At 65.1% G+C, this 16,531-nt stretch carries 20 protein-coding genes; 12 read left to right on the top strand and 8 right to left on the bottom strand.

The window, feature by feature from the left end:
• The first annotated feature begins 104 nt into the window (after positions 1–104).
• The 4 genes from OOJ09_RS06910 to OOJ09_RS06895 all read left to right on the top strand — a co-directional run bounded on the left by OOJ09_RS06910 (position 105) and on the right by OOJ09_RS06895 (position 3,992).
• A complete protein-coding gene (locus tag OOJ09_RS06910; RefSeq protein WP_269904868.1) occupies positions 105–491 on the top strand; it encodes a thiol-disulfide oxidoreductase DCC family protein in 387 nt (128 codons plus the stop codon).
• 24 nt (positions 492–515) lie between these two features.
• Complete coding sequence (locus OOJ09_RS06905) at positions 516–2,234, top strand: SDR family oxidoreductase (protein WP_269904469.1); 1,719 nt, start codon at positions 516–518, stop codon at positions 2,232–2,234.
• 136 nt (positions 2,235–2,370) lie between these two features.
• Entirely contained in the window at positions 2,371–2,748 is a 378-nt protein-coding gene (locus OOJ09_RS06900; protein WP_269904468.1) for a YciI family protein, read from the top strand.
• Positions 2,745–3,992, top strand: a complete 1,248-nt coding sequence (locus OOJ09_RS06895; RefSeq protein ID WP_269904467.1) for an RNA polymerase sigma factor — start codon at positions 2,745–2,747, stop codon at positions 3,990–3,992. The genes OOJ09_RS06900 and OOJ09_RS06895 overlap by 4 nt, the downstream gene beginning before the upstream one ends.
• A gap of 21 nt (positions 3,993–4,013) precedes the next feature.
• Here the strand turns inward: OOJ09_RS06895 and OOJ09_RS06890 are convergent, their stop codons facing one another.
• The 6 genes from OOJ09_RS06890 to hrcA form a co-directional block, all read right to left on the bottom strand.
• Complete coding sequence (locus tag OOJ09_RS06890) at positions 4,014–4,640, bottom strand: glutathione S-transferase family protein (RefSeq protein ID WP_269904466.1); 627 nt, start codon at positions 4,638–4,640, stop codon at positions 4,014–4,016.
• Between the two features lie 130 nt (positions 4,641–4,770).
• A complete protein-coding gene (cysK, locus tag OOJ09_RS06885) occupies positions 4,771–5,751 on the bottom strand; it encodes a cysteine synthase A (protein WP_269904465.1) in 981 nt (326 codons plus the stop codon).
• A 197-nt stretch (positions 5,752–5,948) separates the two neighbouring features.
• Positions 5,949–6,566 carry a LysE family translocator gene (locus tag OOJ09_RS06880; RefSeq protein ID WP_269904464.1) on the bottom strand — a complete coding sequence of 206 codons (618 nt, stop codon included), beginning with the start codon at positions 6,564–6,566 and terminating at the stop codon, positions 5,949–5,951.
• 205 nt (positions 6,567–6,771) lie between these two features.
• Complete coding sequence (locus tag OOJ09_RS06875) at positions 6,772–8,121, bottom strand: PQQ-dependent sugar dehydrogenase (RefSeq protein ID WP_269904463.1); 1,350 nt, start codon at positions 8,119–8,121, stop codon at positions 6,772–6,774.
• Between the two features lie 94 nt (positions 8,122–8,215).
• Complete coding sequence (locus OOJ09_RS06870) at positions 8,216–8,413, bottom strand: hypothetical protein (protein ID WP_091576205.1); 198 nt, start codon at positions 8,411–8,413, stop codon at positions 8,216–8,218.
• A 176-nt stretch (positions 8,414–8,589) separates the two neighbouring features.
• A complete protein-coding gene (gene hrcA / locus OOJ09_RS06865; protein WP_269904462.1) occupies positions 8,590–9,687 on the bottom strand; it encodes a heat-inducible transcriptional repressor HrcA in 1,098 nt (365 codons plus the stop codon).
• A 200-nt stretch (positions 9,688–9,887) separates the two neighbouring features.
• On the opposite strand from hrcA, the gene rph reads away from it, so the two are divergent.
• From rph to OOJ09_RS06835, 6 genes are read left to right on the top strand one after another with little or no spacing between them, the layout of a single operon-like run.
• Complete coding sequence (rph, locus tag OOJ09_RS06860; RefSeq protein WP_269904461.1) at positions 9,888–10,604, top strand: ribonuclease PH; 717 nt, start codon at positions 9,888–9,890, stop codon at positions 10,602–10,604.
• Positions 10,605–10,619: 15 nt separating this feature from the next.
• Positions 10,620–11,030, top strand: coding sequence for a VOC family protein (locus OOJ09_RS06855; RefSeq protein ID WP_269904460.1), 411 nt, complete (start codon positions 10,620–10,622; stop codon positions 11,028–11,030).
• On the top strand, positions 11,030–11,692 hold the full coding sequence (rdgB, locus tag OOJ09_RS06850; protein WP_269904459.1) for an RdgB/HAM1 family non-canonical purine NTP pyrophosphatase: 663 nt from the start codon (positions 11,030–11,032) through the stop codon (positions 11,690–11,692). Before OOJ09_RS06855 ends, rdgB begins: the two co-directional genes overlap by 1 nt.
• Positions 11,689–12,852, top strand: a complete 1,164-nt coding sequence (hemW, locus tag OOJ09_RS06845) for a radical SAM family heme chaperone HemW (RefSeq protein WP_269904458.1) — start codon at positions 11,689–11,691, stop codon at positions 12,850–12,852. Before rdgB ends, hemW begins: the two co-directional genes overlap by 4 nt.
• Before the next feature lie 20 nt (positions 12,853–12,872).
• Complete coding sequence (locus OOJ09_RS06840; RefSeq protein WP_269904457.1) at positions 12,873–13,196, top strand: low molecular weight protein tyrosine phosphatase family protein; 324 nt, start codon at positions 12,873–12,875, stop codon at positions 13,194–13,196.
• A gap of 21 nt (positions 13,197–13,217) precedes the next feature.
• Complete coding sequence (locus OOJ09_RS06835; RefSeq protein WP_269904456.1) at positions 13,218–13,655, top strand: EamA family transporter; 438 nt, start codon at positions 13,218–13,220, stop codon at positions 13,653–13,655.
• 73 nt (positions 13,656–13,728) lie between these two features.
• Here OOJ09_RS06835 and OOJ09_RS06830 read toward each other — a convergent pair whose 3' ends face one another.
• Entirely contained in the window at positions 13,729–13,917 is a 189-nt protein-coding gene (locus OOJ09_RS06830) for a hypothetical protein (protein WP_269904455.1), read from the bottom strand.
• A 148-nt stretch (positions 13,918–14,065) separates the two neighbouring features.
• Between OOJ09_RS06830 and rsmI the strand changes: the two genes are divergently transcribed.
• Complete coding sequence (rsmI, locus tag OOJ09_RS06825; RefSeq protein WP_269904454.1) at positions 14,066–14,962, top strand: 16S rRNA (cytidine(1402)-2'-O)-methyltransferase; 897 nt, start codon at positions 14,066–14,068, stop codon at positions 14,960–14,962.
• Between the two features lie 84 nt (positions 14,963–15,046).
• Complete coding sequence (locus tag OOJ09_RS06820) at positions 15,047–15,424, top strand: YraN family protein (protein ID WP_269904453.1); 378 nt, start codon at positions 15,047–15,049, stop codon at positions 15,422–15,424.
• Between the two features lie 140 nt (positions 15,425–15,564).
• On the opposite strand, the gene OOJ09_RS06815 is transcribed toward OOJ09_RS06820, so the two are convergent.
• A complete protein-coding gene (locus OOJ09_RS06815; RefSeq protein ID WP_269904452.1) occupies positions 15,565–16,371 on the bottom strand; it encodes an undecaprenyl-diphosphate phosphatase in 807 nt (268 codons plus the stop codon).
• Between the last annotated feature and the right edge of the window lie 160 nt (positions 16,372–16,531).

Here is a 16,531-nt window from a genome sequence, read left to right as displayed (position 1 = left end):
GTGACCGACCTTCCCAGGTCAAGTTGACCCCAGTCAAATCGGCCGTCCCAATCAAATCGGCCTAAGCCAAGCCGCCCCCCGAGCCTTTCGATGCACGCCATCCGCTGATCGTCTTCGATGGCGTCTGCGTGATGTGCTCCGGCTTCGTCCGCACGGTGGTCAGGCTCGACCGCCAAAGCCGCTTCCGCTTCGCCACCGCGCAGTCGCCGTTCGGCCAGGCGCTGTTCAGCAAGCACGGGCTGCGGACGGACAGCTACGAAACCAATCTCGTCCTGGTCGACGGCGTCGCCTTCGCACGGCTCGACAGCTTCGTTGCCGCCATGTCGGAACTCGGCTGGCCCTGGCGGACGGCCAGAGTACTGTTGCTGCTGCCGCCCCCGCTTCGCGACTGGCTCTACAATCGCATTGCCAAGAACCGCTACGCCCTGTTCGGCAGGAAGGACAGTTGCGAGGTCCCTTCCGCCGAGATGCGGGAGCGGTTCCTTGGTTAAGAGTGGCTCTGGGGGGAGCAGCGGATGAAACTTCTCATTGTCGGCGGCTACGGCACTTTTGGCGGCCGCATCGTCCAACTGCTGGTGAATGAGCCGCGCCTGACAGTGATCGTTGCCGGCCGCTCGCTGGCCAAGGCGGAGGCCTGGTGCGGGCACCGTGGCGGTGTCGCTGCCCAGCTGGTGCCGGCGGTGTTCGACAGGGATGGCGATCTCGCCGCGCAACTGGCGTCGCTGCGCCCTGACGCGCTGGTCGACGCCAGCGGCCCGTTCCAGGCCTATGGCGAGGGCCGTTATCGGCTGATCGAGGCCTGCATCGCCAAGCGCGTCAACTATCTCGACCTCGCCGACGGCTCGGATTTCGTCGCTGGCGTGCCGGCCTTCGATGCAGCTGCGAAGCGGGCCGGGCTGTTCGTGCTCTCCGGCGTCTCCAGCTTTCCCGTGCTGACGGCGGCGGTGGTGCGCCGGCTGTCCTCCGACATGGCGAGGATCGACACGATCGCCGGTGGCATCGCGCCGTCGCCCTACGCGGGCGTCGGCGAAAACGTCATCCGGGCGATCGCTGGCTACGCCGGCCAGTCGGTCGCGCTGGTGAGCGACGGCATCAAGACGCAGGGCCACCCGCTTACCGAACAGATGCGCTACACCATTGCGCCACCGGGCCGCGTGCCGCTGAAGAACACGCTGTTTTCGCTCGTCGACGTGCCGGACCTGCGCGCGTTGGGAGAACTGTGGCCGCAGGCCAAAACCATCTGGATGGGTGCCGGGCCGGTACCCGAAATCCTGCATCGTGCTCTTGTCGGTCTGGCCTGGCTGGTCCGCATCGGGCTGGTTCGCTCGCTGTCGCCGCTCGCCCCGCTGATGCATTGGGCAACCACCCGGCTGCGCTGGGGCGAACATCGCGGCGGCATGTTCGTTGAAGTCACCGGTGCCAGCCAGGCCGGTGCGCCGGTCAAGCGCTCGTGGCATCTGCTGGCGGAAGGCGATGACGGGCCACTGATCCCGTCGATGGCGGTCGAGGCGCTGGTTCGAAAGACGCTGGACGGCCATGCACCTACACCCGGGGCACGTGCTGCAGTGAGAGATCTCGAGCTTGCCGACTATGAAGCCCTGTTTGCAGTCAAGACGATCCATACCGGCTTTCGCGACGACACGGACGCTAATCCGGATGGACAGCTCTATGCCGTCCTGCTCGGCGATGCCTGGCAGCGTCTGCCCGAGGAAATCCGGGGCATGCACGACTGCACGAAAATAGCTGAAGGTCGCGCCAGCGTCGAGCGCGGATCAAACATCCTTGGCCGGCTAACGGCATCGCTGGTCGGCTTCCCCAAGACGAGCGCCGACATCCCGGTCCGTGCCCGCTTCGACGTCGACAGGAATGGGGAGACATGGACGCGGACTTTCGGCAAGCATAGCTTTTCCAGCCGCCAGTTCGCAGGTCGGGGCCGTTCGCATCGCCTGCTTTGTGAACGCTTCGGACCACTGAGCTTTGCCATGGCGCTGGTGGCCGAGGAGGGAAAGCTGTCCCTTGTCCTGCGCCACTGGAGCCTGTTGGGCCTGCCGCTGCCGATGTGGCTCTGCCCGCGCTCGACATCCCACGAAACGGTCGAGGATGGCCGCTTCCGTTTTCATGTCGAGATCTCGCATCCGCTCACCGGGCTGATTGTGCGCTATCGCGGCTGGCTCGTGCCCGTGGACTCGCATGGTTCCAGGGATGCAACGTCGCTTGGTTCAGCCGTTGGGTAGCGGCGTCGGCCAGCGTCTCCTTGCACAATGGCCGACTAGGCGCGAAAGTTTTTCTTCAGCCTGTCGAAATCGGACATGGCCGCGCGACATACGTTCGGCCCGCAACGATGCGGCCCTGTAACCACGGGAGATGACCATGCAGTATCTGCTTCTTATCTATTCCAACGAAGCCGCAATGGCGGCGGCACCCAAGGAGGCGGCCGTCCAGATGAGCGCCGCTTACGGCGCCTATACCGAAGCGATGAAGAAAGCTGGCGTGTTCGTTGGCGGCGAGCGGTTGAGGCCGACGTCGGTGGCAACCTCCGTGCGGGTGGCCGGCGGCAAGACCAACGTGCTTGACGGCCCCTATGCCGACACCAAGGAACAGCTTGGTGGCTACTACATGATCGAAGTGCCGGACATGGACGCGGCAATTTCCTGGGCGTCGCGCTGTCCTGGTGCCAGCGCCGGCACTCTGGAAGTGCGGCCGATCTGGCCGATGGCGGAATACATGACAAAGTATACTGCTGCGTGACCGCTACCGGATCAGATACCGCGCGGGCGGTCGCGGAGGCGGCCGCCCGGCAAAGCTACGGCAAGCTGATCGCCTATCTCTCGGCACGGTCCCGCGACGTGGCCGGCGCCGAGGACGCGCTGGCCGATGCCTTTGCCGCGGCGCTCGAACGCTGGCCGCGAACCGGCGTGCCTGAAAAGCCGGAAGCCTGGCTGCTGGCGGTGGCGCGGCGGCGACGCGTCGATGCGGTCCGGCGGCGGCTGACCAGCGAGGCCGGCCGTGACCATCTCAAGCTGATCGCCGAGGAGGTGGAGGCGCGCATGACCGATGAAGATCTGCCCGACGAACGGCTGCGGCTGATGTTCGCTTGCGCCCATCCGGCGATCGAATCGGGCGTGCGGGCACCGCTGATCCTGCAGACTGTGCTGGGCTTCGACGCGGCGGCGATCGCTTCCGCCTTCCTGGTCTCACCGGCAACGATGGGTCAGCGCCTGGTGCGCGCCAAGACCCGCATCCGCGAAACCGGCATTCCGTTCCGCGTGCCTGAGCGGGCCGAACTCGGCGAGCGGCTGGATGCGGTGCTGGAAGCCATCTACGCGACCTTCGCCGAAGGCTGGTCCGACCCGGCTGGCACCGAGACGCGGCGTCGCAACCTCGCCACCGAAGGCATCTGGCTCGGCCGGCTGGTGGCCTCGCTGCTGCCTGATGAGCCGGAGGCGCTCGGCCTGCTGTCGCTGATGCTATTTGCCGAAGCGCGCCGCGCCGCGCGGCGCGATGCGGCCGGAGATTATGTGCCGCTCGCCGAGCAGGATTGCGCGCTTTGGGATCACGCCTTGGTCGACGAGGCGGAAGCCTTGCTCGGTCGCGCCGCCAGCAGGGGCATCATCGGCCGCTACCAACTCGAGGCAGCCGTGCAATCCGCCCATGCGACACGACGGCGGACCGGGCGCACCGACTGGGTGGCGATCCGCGAGCTCTACGACGCGCTGCTTTCGGTCGCGGGATCGCCGGTGGTGGCGATCAACCGCGCGGTGGCGATCGCCGAAGCCGAGGGCGCCGCGGCGGGACTGGCGGCCCTCTACGTGCTGGGCGACGACAAGCGGCTCGATGACTATCAGCCCTACTGGGCAGCCCGGGCGGGTCTGCTGGCCAGGCTGGGTCAGGTGCAGTTGGCGACCGACGCATATGAGCGGGCGATCGGCCTCGAAAGCGATCCGGCGGTGCGCCGCTTCCTGCAGGGAAAACGGGCAGCGCTCCGAAATTGAGCCTCGCTTCCAACAGCCCGTTCAGATCGGCCACATCTCGTGCGATGTGTTGAGCTTCTTCATCAGCGGATGGTCGCGCAGCCTGGCCCACAGCCGTTCGATGTTCGGCCAGGCCGTACGGGCTTTGTCGACGTCGGGATGCCAGGCCACCAGCATGACGAGATAGATGTCGGCCAGCGACATCAGGTCGCCGACCAGCCAGTCATGGCCATCGAGAGCGGTATCGAGAACGGCAAAGCCGCGGTCCATCTCGGCAATGGCCGCCTGTTTGACCGCTTTCGTGCCGTCGGCATCGGACGTATAGCGGTTCGCGTAGTAGAAACGCAGCACCGCCGGATAGAGAACCGACGACATGAAGGCCATCCAGCGCAGGAAGTCGGCGCGGGCGGGCGCGTCGATCGCCGGCGCCAGTCTGGCGTCGGGATGGCGTTCGGCAAGCAGGACGCAGATCGCCGCCGATTCGGTCATCGAGCGGCCGTCCGGCAAGGTCAGCACCGGCACCTGGTTCAAGGGGCTGATGCCGAGGAAGGTCGGATCGGGCTGGTCCGTCTTCGGCACGTCGATCTGCTCGAATGGCGCGTTCGCCAGCGTCAGTGCCGCCTCGACGACGAAGCCGCCGCTGCCCGGACGGGTGTAGAGCTTGTACATGAAATCCTCCCCCGCCGGCGCGTGGCCGGCAGCGGATTTGACACGCAAGCCGCCTTGCACTCAAGCGCGCAACGGCGGCCACGAAGCTCTTTTCAACGGACCAGACGGTCTAGCCGGCCGAAACCCGTCCTTAAGCCCCCAGCCCCTCGAACAGCACAGTCGACAGATAGCGTTCGGCGAAGGACGGGATGATCACGACAAGGTTCTTGCCCTTGTTCTCCGGCCTTGAGCCGACCACGATTGCCGCCTGCAGGGCAGCGCCCGACGAGATGCCGACCGGCACGCCTTCGAGGCGGGCGACGAGGCGCGCGTTGGCGACGGAATCCTCGTTCGAGACCTTGACGATCTCGTCATAGATCGTGGTGTCGAGGATTTTTGGCGCGAAGCCGGCGCCGATGCCCTGGATCTTGTGCGGGCCGGGCTGGCCGCCCGACAGCACCGGCGAGGCTTCCGGCTCGACGGCGACGACATGCACCGAGGGCTTGCGCTTCTTCAGCACCTGGCCGACGCCGGTGATGGTGCCGCCGGTGCCGATGCCGGCGACGAAGATATCGACCTCGCCATGGGTGTCGTTCCAGATCTCCTCGGCCGTCGTCTTGCGATGGATTTCCGGGTTGGCCGGATTCTCGAACTGCTGCGGGATGATCGCGTTGGGGATCGTCGCCGCCAGTTCATCGGCCTTGGCGATGGCGCCCTTCATGCCTTTCGGACCCTCGGTCAGCACCAGCTCTGCGCCGAGCAGCGCCAGCATCTTGCGGCGCTCGACCGACATTGTCTCCGGCATGGTCAGGATCAGCTTGTAGCCCTTGGCGGCGGCGGCGAAGGCGAGCGCGATGCCGGTGTTGCCGGACGTCGGTTCGACCAGCGTGGTCTTGCCGGGAGAAATCTTACCGGCTGCCTCCAGCGCCTCGATCATCGCCACGCCGATGCGGTCCTTCACCGAGGCGATCGGATTGAAGAATTCGAGCTTGGCGATGAGATTGGCGACGATGCCCTTTTCCTTGGCGAACTTGTCGAGCCGCACCAGCGGCGTATCGCCGATCGTATCGGTGATGGAACTGTAGACGCGGCCGCGACCGGGCACGCGGGCGGATGTGACGGGCTTGTTCATTGGTTTCGCTCCCAGAACTTCAGGCAAGTGAGGATTTCAGGCAAGTGGCACTGCAGCCGGCAAGATAGAGCCTTCGGTCGCGCAAGATAGACTGTCGATTGAAAATATCCGAGTGGGACCCGTGTCTAAAACGCCCCGGTCCCGGAAAAGCATTTCCCGGAAAAGTCAGTCCCGGGAATATTTTGGCCGAAAGAGCCCTACTGACGGGCGGCGATCGCCGCTGCGGCGCCGACCATGAAGCCGGCGGCGGTGCGGTTCAGCGCCTTGAGCGCGCGCGGCGATTTGAGGAACCAGCGCGCCTTGGCCGCCAACGCCAGATATGGCAGCAGCACCACCAGGAGCACGACGATCGTCAGCGCGACGAGAATGCCGTAGTCGGCCAGCGTGATGGTCTTCAGGTCGACGATGGTCGGCGTGATGGCGAGATAGAAGATCATCGTCTTCGGATTGCCGAGCGTGACGGTGAGGCCGGCGACAAAGCTCGACAGCAGCCCGCCCTTGCCTTTCCTTGCCTCGACCGTCTCGGGCGTGATGCCGCTGTTCCAGAAGCGCCAGCCAAGGAAGGCGAGATAAGCGACGCCCAGCCATTTGATGGCGAGAAAGACCATGCCGAAGGTCTGCGCGACGAAAGCGAGGCCAAGCACCACGGCGGTCAGATAGGTGAGGTCGCCTAGCATCAGGCCGAAGGACATTGCCAGCGACGAGCGGAAGCCGGAGCCGAGCGCGCGTGCGACGAGCGCGGTGATGCCGGGGCCGGGAATGGCGGCAGCGATGCCGAGAGCGGCACTGTAGGCGAGGAATCCGGTGAGGGTCATGGCATTGGTCTCAGATCAGAAGGCCTTGTCGCATGCAACGGACCAGGGTTGAATTCCCTGGGGTCGGAATCCATTGCACCAGATATTGCTGCGACACCCGCAGACCCCCTCATCCGGCCGCTTCGCGCACACCTTGTCCCAGCGGAAGAGGAGTCTGGCGGCGGCGTTGGCAATCCGGGTGAGGGGTCTGCCCTGCCGAGCAGGATCAGGAGCGACCGCCGCCATAGGTGACGCGCCAGATGGTGCCGTTGCCATCTTCGCTGACGATCAGCGCGCCGTCGCTTGCCACCGCCACGCCGACCGGCCGTCCCCACACCTCGCCGTTGGAGATGACGAAGCCGGTGATGAAATCCTCGTATTCGCCGGTCGGCTTGCCATCCCTGAACAGCAGGCGCACGACCTTGTACCCGGTCCTGTTGCCGCGGTTCCACGAACCGTGCAGGGCCACAAAAGCGTCGCCCTGGTACTCCTGGGGAAAAGTCTTCCCGTCGTAGAAGGCGATGTTGAGCGGCGCCGAATGTGCCTGCATCAGCACATCGGGAAGGGTTGCCTTGCCGGCAAGATCGGGGCGTTCGCCCTTGTGGCGCGGATCCTCGTTGTTGCCGATATAATACCAGGGCCAGCCATAGAAGGCGCCCTGTTTGATGACAGTTGCGTATTCAGACGGCACATTGTCGCCCAGCGCATCGCGCTCGTTGACCACGCACCACAGCGCGCCGGTCGCCGGCTGAACCGTCATGCCCGAACAGTTGCGCAGGCCGGTGGCGACGATGCGGCCATTCTTGCCGTCCGGATCGAAGGCCAGCACATCGGCACGTCCATCCTCGGAACCCCAGGCCGCACCCAGCGGCTTTGACTTCGCCCACGCCGCGAGCCCACCCTGCGGCGCCTTGCCCATGTCCTCGGCGACATTCGATCCCGAGCCGACCGACAGATAAAGCGTCTTGCCATCCGACGAGAAAACGATGTCGCGGGTCCAGTGATGATTGGCAGGGATGTTGTCGACGATGGTTTCCGGCGCGCCAGCGGCCTTCAGGTCGCCATCGCGGTAGGCAAAGCGCACGATGCTGTCGCTGTTGGCGACATACACCCATTGCGGATCGTTGCCCGGCGGGTAGAAGGCAATGCCATAGGGCTGGTTGAGGTTGCCGGCGAAGATGCTGTCCTTGGCGGGCTTGGCGCTGCCCTCGCCCAGGCGATAGACGCGGACCTGGTTGGCTTCGCTGTCGGCGACGAACAGGTCGCCGTTCGGCGCGACGCGCACGACGCGCGGATTGTCGATGCCCGACGCGACCAGCTCGGCCGAAAAGCCCGGCGGCAATTGTGGTTTGGCACCAGCCGGCCTTTCGGCGAGGCCGGCGCTGTTCGAAGCGGATTTGGTGACGTAGGGCTTCGGCAGGTCTTCCGGCCTGATCAGGCGGCGCACCCCCGGCCTGTCGGCACGCCAGTCGCCGAAGGCGGCCGCGCCCTTCAGCACCGGCTGATCCGCCTGCTGGGCGAAAGCGGCGGTGGTGAGAAACAGTGCGGGAAGCACCAGTCCGGCCAATCGGATCATTTTGTCCTCCACCTGGTCGCGAAGGAAACCAACGGCCGGTTCTGTCCCTCGGTTCCGTCTCACACGATGAGTTGAAGGAAACGAAGGTCCGGGCTCAACTCCCGGCGGCGTAAAAATCGTCGTCGAGGCGTTTTTCCAGCGCGACGAGATCGGCCGGCAACGGCAGGCCCATGGCGCGCATTTCCCGCAGCTTTTCGCGCAATTGTTCCTGGATTTCGTGCTGGTCCTCCGGCTGGTTGACCATTTCCTCCAGCAGCAGGCTGATCCGGGCCTTGAGTTCTTCGAGAGCCATTGTTTTTCTCCTTGGCAGCCTGTTTCGATTTTGGGACTAAGGTGTGGAGATTCAGGTCAGGCCGAGCCGAAAATGGTGGTTTCCGAGAACCGGAGCGGAGCGTACTTGAAGTACGTGAGCACCGGAAGCGCAGGAAGCCGCCATTTGCAGGCCGGCATCACCTGAATATCAACACCTTAGCGCAGCATGCGGGAAATCAGCTGTGCGGTATAGTCGACCATCGGCACGATGCGGGCATAATTCAGCCGGGTCGGGCCGATGACGCCGAGCGCGCCGACGACACGCGCATCCTTGTCGCGATAGGGCGCGACCACCAGCGACGAACCCGACAGCGAAAACAGCTTGTTTTCCGAGCCGATGAAGATGCGCACGCCCGACCCCTCCTCGGCAAGGTCAAGCAGCTGGATCAGCCCGTCCTGCGTTTCCATGTCCTCGAACAGGTGCCGCAGCAATTCGATGTCGGCCTGGGCGGTGACGTTTTCGAGCAGATTGGCACGGCCGCGCACGATGAGCCGCGCCGGCAGGCCGCTGTCGGCACCCGCCCACACCGCCAGGCCCTTCTCGACCAGGTCCTGCGACAGCGTGTCGAGCGCCGCCCTGGTCTCTTCCTTGATGCGGGCGATCTCCACCCGCGCCTCGGCCAGCGTTCGGCCACGGATATGGGCGTTGAGGAAATTCGACGCCTCGTGCAGTTGCGAGACGGTGATGCCGGCGGGCAGGTCGACGACGCGGTTTTCGACGTCGCCATTCTGCGACACCAGCACCGCCAGCGCCTTGGTCGGCTCGAGCTGGATGAATTCGATGTGCTTCAGCGCCACCTCGTTCTTGGCGGCAAGCACCAGGCCGGCGCCGCGCGACATGCCCGACAGCATCTGGCTGGCCTCGGTCAGCATGTGTTCCAGCGTCGCGCCCGAGCCGGACGCCCTCACCTGCGCCTCGATGGTGCGGCGTTCCTCGTCGGAGAGGTCGCCCAGCTCCATGAAGGCGTCGACGAAGAAACGCAGGCCCGCCTGGGTCGGCAGCCGGCCGGCGGAGATGTGCGGGGCGTAGATCAGGCCGAGATGCTCGAGGTCGCTCATCACATTGCGGATGGTGGCGGGCGACAGCGAGGACGGCAGAATGCGCGACAGGCTGCGTGATCCCACCGGTTCCCCGTCCCTGAGATAGGAATCGACGATGCGCCGGAAGATGTCGCGCGAGCGCATGTCGAGCGCCTGAAGTACGGGCGATTGAAGCACGGGCGACTGCGAACTGGGATCGACTGCCTTGGTCATTGCGGCCAAAAACCTCCGTATCAAGGATATAGACTTCACCACGGCCCGCGCAACCCGGTGTCTGTCTCAGATCACCCCGGTGTCTGCGTCGGATCACCCCGGTGTCTGTACGGGTGTTCAGGCCATTTTCCTTTGCGCCGTGCGTCCCATGCGGCTACAAGCCGGCCAAGATTCCGAAAAATGACAAGAAAGCAGCCTGAATGCGCCCTTCCAAACGCCAATTCGACGAAATGCGCGCCATCTCCTTCGAGCGCGGCGTCTCCAAGCACGCCGAAGGTTCGTGCCTGGTGAAGTTCGGCGACACCCATGTCCTGTGCACGGCAAGCCTCGAGGAAAAGGTGCCGGGCTGGATGCGCAATTCCGGCAAGGGCTGGGTGACGGCGGAATACGGCATGCTGCCGCGCTCGACCGGCGAGCGCATGCGCCGCGAGGCTTCCGCGGGCAAGCAGGGTGGCCGCACGCTGGAAATCCAGCGGCTGATCGGACGCTCCTTGCGCGCCGTGGTCGACCTGCAGGCGCTGGGCGAACAGCAGATCACCGTCGACTGCGACGTCATCCAGGCCGATGGCGGCACCCGCACCGCCTCGATCACCGGCGGCTGGGTCGCGCTGTACGACTGCCTGCGCTGGATGGAAGCGCGGCAGATGGCCAGTGTCGCCAAGGTGCTGAAGGATCATGTCGCGGCCATTTCCTGCGGCATCCATGACGGCCAGCCGGTCATCGACCTCGATTATCTCGAGGATTCGGCGGCCGGTACCGATGCCAACTTCGTCATGACCGGCAAGGGCGGCATCGTCGAGATCCAGGGCACCGCCGAGGGCGAGCCGTTCTCCGAGGAACAGTTCGCGGAATTGATGGGCCTGGCCAAGAAAGGCATCCATCGCCTGGTCAGCCTCCAGCAGATGGCGGTGGCGTAAGCCATCGATTTTCCGGTGAACCCCTCCGCCATCCTTGAATCAGCCCTCTACGTCACCGATCTGGCGGCGGCGGAAGAATTCTACACCGGCGTGCTTGGACTTCACCTCCTCGGCAAGGTCGACGGCAGGCATATCTTCTTCCGCTGCGGCCCCGGCGTGCTGCTGGTCTTCAACGCCGAGGCGACCAGGGTGCCGCCGGCGCCCGACGCCCGGCTGCCGGTGCCGCCGCACGGCGCGGTCGGCGAGGGCCATCTCTGCTTTGCGGCGACCGCCGTCGAAATCGCCGGCTGGAAAGCCCATCTCGAGGCGAGGCACATCGCCATCGAAAGCGAATTCGAATGGCCGCAAGGCGGACGTTCGATCTATATACGCGACCCCTCGGGCAATTCGATCGAGTTCGCCGAGCCAAGAATCTGGGGCCTTTGATGCATTCTCTTAATGGAAAGAAGATCGTCGTCGCCAGCCACAATGCCGGCAAGCTGCGCGAATTCGCCGACCTGATGGCGCCGTTCGGCTTCGAAGCGAAATCGGCCAGGGAGTATGGCCTGCCGGAGCCTGACGAAACCGGCACCACCTTCGAGGAAAACGCCTACATCAAGGCGCTGGCCGCCGCGAAGGCCACCGGCCTGCCGGCGCTGTCGGATGATTCCGGCCTGTGCGTCGACGCGCTCGACGGCGCGCCCGGCGTCTACACCGCCAACTGGGCCGAAACCCCGGACGGCTCGCGCGATTTCGGCATGGCCATGCAGCGCACCGAAGTGGCGCTGCAGGAAGTCGGCGCCGCCTCGGCCGAACAGCGCAAGGGGCGCTTTGTCGCCGTCATCTGCCTGGCGTTTCCCGACGGTGACGCCGAATATTATCGGGGCGAGGCCGAAGGCACGCTGGTCTGGCCGCCGCGCGGCGAACTCGGCTTCGGCTACGACCCGGTGTTCCTGCCGAATGGCTTCGACAAGACCTTTGGCGAGATGAGCGCCGAGGAAAAGCACGGCTGGAAGCCTGGCCAGGCCAAGGCGCTGTCGCACCGCGCCCGCGCCTTCCAGAAGTTTGCCGAAGCACGATTGAATCTGGCCGGATTGGGCTCGACATGAGCATGCTGCTCGACCGGGCGCCGGGTTTTGGCGTCTATATCCATTGGCCGTTCTGCGCGGCCAAATGCCCCTATTGCGACTTCAACAGCCATGTCCGCCACCAGCCGGTCGACCAGGAGCGCTTTGCCGCCGCCTTCGAGGCGGAACTGGCGACCATGCGCCAGCGCACCGGGCCGCGCGAAGTGACCAGCATCTTTCTCGGCGGCGGCACGCCGTCGCTGATGAAACCGGAAACGGTGGCCAGGGTCCTCGACGCGGTGGCCAGGAACTGGACCGTGCCCGATGGCATCGAGGTGACGCTGGAGGCCAATCCGTCCTCGGTCGAGGCCGAGCGCTTCCGTGGCTACCGGGCGGCCGGCGTCAACCGCGTCTCGCTCGGCGTGCAGGCGCTGAACGACAAGGATCTGCGCTTCCTCGGCCGGCTGCACAATGTCGATGAAGCGCTGCATGCGATAGGCCTGGCGCGCGAGATTTTTCCGCGACTGTCCTTCGATCTGATCTACGCGCGGCCTGGCCAGACGCCGGAGACTTGGGCATCCGAGCTCGAACAGGCGATCGGCCATGCCGCCGATCATCTGTCGCTCTACCAGCTGACCATCGAGGAAGGCACGCCCTTCCATGCGCTGCATGCGGCGAAGAAATTCGTCATTCCCGACAACGACCATGCCGCCGACCTCTATGCGCTGACGCAGGAGATCACGTCGGCGCACGGCCTGCCGGCCTATGAGATTTCCAACCACGCCAGGCCGGGCGCCGAAAGCCGGCACAATCTGACCTACTGGCGCTATGGCGAATATGTCGGCGTCGGCCCCGGCGCGCATGGCCGCTTCGTCGAGAACGGCCGCCGCACCGTGACGATCGCCGAGCGGATGCCGGAAACCTGGGCCAATCTGGTCGAGGCCAAGGGCCATGGCGTCACCGGCGGCGAGATCCTGACCCGTTCCGAAGAGGCCGACGAGTTCCTGCTGATGGGGCTGCGGCTGGCCGAAGGCATCGATCTCTCCCGCTACGAGGCGTTCTCCGGGCGCGGCCTGTCGAGCGCGCGGCTGTCGATGCTGCAGGGCGAAGGGCTGGTGGCGCCGATCGGCAATACCCGCCTGCGCGCCACCCCGGCTGGCATGATCGTGCTCGATGCCGTGGTGGCCGATCTGGCGCGGTGAGTATGGTCCCGAAAAGCTCTTTGAAAAACGTCCTCTTCGTCTGCAGCCAGAACCGCTTGCGCAGCCCGACCGCCGAGCAGGTGTTTTCCGCGCGCCGCGATATCGAGGTCGCATCTGCCGGTACCAATCACGATGCCGACAACCCGCTGACGCATGAGTTGGTGGCGTGGGCCAATATCATCTTCGTCATGGAAAAGGCGCACCGAACCAAACTGCAGAAGAAGTTCAAGGCGAGCCTGAAGACGGCCAAGGTGATCTGCCTCGATATACCAGACGACTACGAATTCATGGATCCGGAGTTGATAGCGCTTCTGAAAGAGCGCGTTTCACGGTATCTGGACTGAGACGTCGCTTGCGAGGCTGCAATGAACCTGACCGTTTCCTCCTGGCAGTTCTGGGCGCTGCTGTCGGCGGCTTTCGCGGCCTTGACAGCGATCTTCGCCAAGGTCGGCATCGAAAACATCAATTCCGATTTCGCCACCTTCATCCGCACGGTCATCATCCTGATCGTGCTCGGCGCCATCCTGCTCGCCAGCGGCCAGTTCCAGTCACCGTCTACGATCTCGGGAAAAACCTGGCTGTTCCTCGGCCTGTCCGGCCTGGCGACCGGCGCCTCGTGGCTGTGCTACTTCCGCGCCCTGAAAATCGGCAATGCGGCGCAGGTAGCGCCGATCGACAAGTTAAGCGTCGTGCTTGTGGCGGTGTTTGGCGCGGCCTTTCTCGGCGAGCGACTCTCCGGAGCGAACTGGCTTGGCGTCGCCCTTATCGCGGCGGGCGCGGTGCTGGTCGCCTATCGGGGGTAGCGGCGCGTCGTTGCGGGCGTTCTTCGTTTCAAGACGGGTGATGAAGATATCGAAGCGATTGGGCATCGTCCGGTCAGTGCTCCGTCGTGCTGTCGGGTTCGGTGTCGAAAAGCCTGATGTCCGCTGGCACGGCGCTTGCGGCCAGCTCGTTGGTCAGGCTGGTTTCAGTCTTGGCAGGCAGGCGCCTGTCCTTGGGCGCTGCAAAGCGCTTTCGGCCGGCATAGTAGGGCGTGAAAGCGTCCTGTATCTTCAGGCTGTCCATCCTGTCCTCCTCGGAATCAGGGGCTAAATCTGCCAATCCCGGTTTCGTTCCCTACTGTGGCAAAGGAATGGCGGGAATTTCACTTCGCTCGACGCTTTTGCAACCGGGCGTGAGCCGTGCCAAACAGGGCCGAACGGAGAAGGCATCAGTGACCGGCGAAACGGGCAAGCGCAGCTATGTGGTCGGGCAGACCGAGATCGCGGCCCGCCCGCTCGAACCGGCGCTGTATCTGGTGGCGACGCCGATCGGCAACCTGGCCGACATCACGCTGCGCGCGCTGGAGACGCTGGCCGCCGCCGACATCGTCGCTTGCGAGGACACGAGGGTGTCGCGCGTGCTGCTCGACCGCTATGGCATTCGCCGCCGCACCACGGCCTATCACGAACACAATGCCGGCGAGGCCGGGCCGAAACTGATCGCGGCACTTCAAGCCGGACAGAGCGTGGCGCTGATCTCGGACGCCGGCACGCCGCTTGTGTCCGATCCCGGCTACCGGCTGGTCGGCGAGGCGCTCGACCATGGCATTCGCGTCGTGCCGATCCCGGGTCCGTCGGCGCCCCTCGCGGCACTGACGGCCTCCGGCCTGCCCTCAGACGCCTTCCTGTTCGCGGGGTTCCTGCCGGTCAAGACAGGCCAGCGGCTGACGCGGCTGGAAGCCTTGAAGGCCGTGCCGGCGACGCTGATCTTCTTCGAATCGCCGCGCCGGCTGGCCGAGTCGCTTGGCGCCATGGTCGAAGCGCTCGGTGGCGAGCGGAAGGCCGCGATTGGCCGGGAATTGACCAAGACCTTCGAGGAGATGCGCACCGGCACGCTGCAAACGCTTGCCGATCACTACGCGGCGGCCGATACGCCGAAGGGGGAGATCGTCGTTTGCATCGGTCCGGCCGAGGCGAGGTCGGACGAGCCGGCGGACATCGACCGGCTGCTTTTGTCGCTCGCCGCCGAAATGCCGGCCTCCAAGGCGGCGGCCGAAGCCGCGAAGATGACCGGTGGCCAGAAGCAGGCGCTTTATCGGCGGCTGCTGGAGCTCAGGGACAGACCATGATCCCGAAAAGTGGAAACCGGTTTTCCCCGACAAACGGTTCCGTTTGTCCAGAGATCATGGTCAAACAAAGTTTCGGAGAGGGTGGTGGCTGAGCGCCCGAGCGCCAGCCGCCAGAAGGCCTACAAGCGCGGCCATCGCGGCGAATGGCTGGCCGCGATGGCGCTGATGCTGAAGGGCTACCGCATCCTGGCACGCCGCCATCGCACCCGCTTCGGCGAGATCGACCTGATCGCGCGGCGCGGCGACCTGGTGCTGTTCGTCGAGGTCAAGGCGCGCGGCACGCTGATCGAAGCCATGGAGGCGATCGGCCGCGAATCGGAACGCCGCATCGAGGCGGCGGCCGACATCTGGCTGTCGCGCCAGCCCGACTATGGCAAGCTGTCGATGCGTTTCGACATGGTCGCGGTGCTGCCCTGGCGCTGGCCGGTGCATGTCGAGAACGCGTTTTATGGAAGGAATTGAGGGGCTTACCCTCCCCCTTGTGGGGAGGGTCGGCGAGCCGACGACGCGAAACGTCGTTGGCGAACCGGGGCGGGGTATGGCGCCGACCCCACCCCGATCCGCTTTGCGGATCGACCCTCCCCACAAGGGGGAGGGTAAGCTCACCCCCAAACAAACAACGCAACCAACCCGACGCCGCCCACCACCAGCCGCCACCAGCCGAACAGCGCGTAGCCGTTGCGCGAGACATAATCGAGCAGGTAGCGGACGACGACCAGTGCCGTGACGAAGGCGGCGACGAAGCCGATGGCGATGATCGGCAGGTCGGCGCTGCTCAAGACGTTGCGGTTCTTGAACAGGTCGAAGGCGAAGGCGCCGACCATCGTCGGGATGGCGAGGAAGAAGGAAAACTCGGCCGCCGCCCGCTTGTCGACGCCCAGAAGCAGCGCGCCGACGATGGTCGATCCCGAGCGCGAGGTGCCGGGGATCAGCGACAGGCACTGGAAAAGCCCGATCTGCAGGTAAAGCCGGGTCGGGAAGCGTTCGACGTCGCGATAGACCGGCTTGAGGTTCATGCGGTCCACCGCCAGCAGGACGACGCCGCCGATGATCAGCATGATGCAGATCAGCCGTGGCGATTCGAACAGCACCGTCTTGATGAAATCATGCGCCAGCGCGCCGATGATCGCCGCCGGCAGGAAGGCGATGAGGATGCCGATGACGAAATGCCGGGTCAGCCGGTCATGCGGCAGGTCGAGCAGCATCTGCCACAGGCGGCGGAAATAGACGCTCAGGATCGCCAGGATGGCGCCAAGCTGGATCAGGATCTCGAAGGCCTTGCCGGTCGAATGGAAGCCGAGGAAATGGCCGGCGAGCAGGATATGGCCGGTCGAGGAGACCGGTATGAACTCGGTCAGCCCCTCCAGCAGGCCGAGCAGCAAGGCTTCGACGATGGTCTGGCTTTCCATGGCTACCTCGGCATTGGCGTGACGGCTGAGAGAACGGTTTGCTTGTCATGGCCTGCAAGTCCCCCTATAGGTCGCAACACCATGACGGCCCGCTAACCGGGCGGCCAAGACTTACCGGTGCGCCCGGCGATTCGCCAGTGCGCTTTATCATCGCGGAACC

The sequence above is a fragment of the Mesorhizobium qingshengii genome (assembly GCF_027563465.1).
Classification (GTDB): Bacteria; Pseudomonadota; Alphaproteobacteria; order Rhizobiales; family Rhizobiaceae; genus Mesorhizobium; species Mesorhizobium qingshengii_A.
Note: the sequence above shows the minus strand (reverse complement) of the source record. Positions and strands in the feature narration are given on the sequence as shown.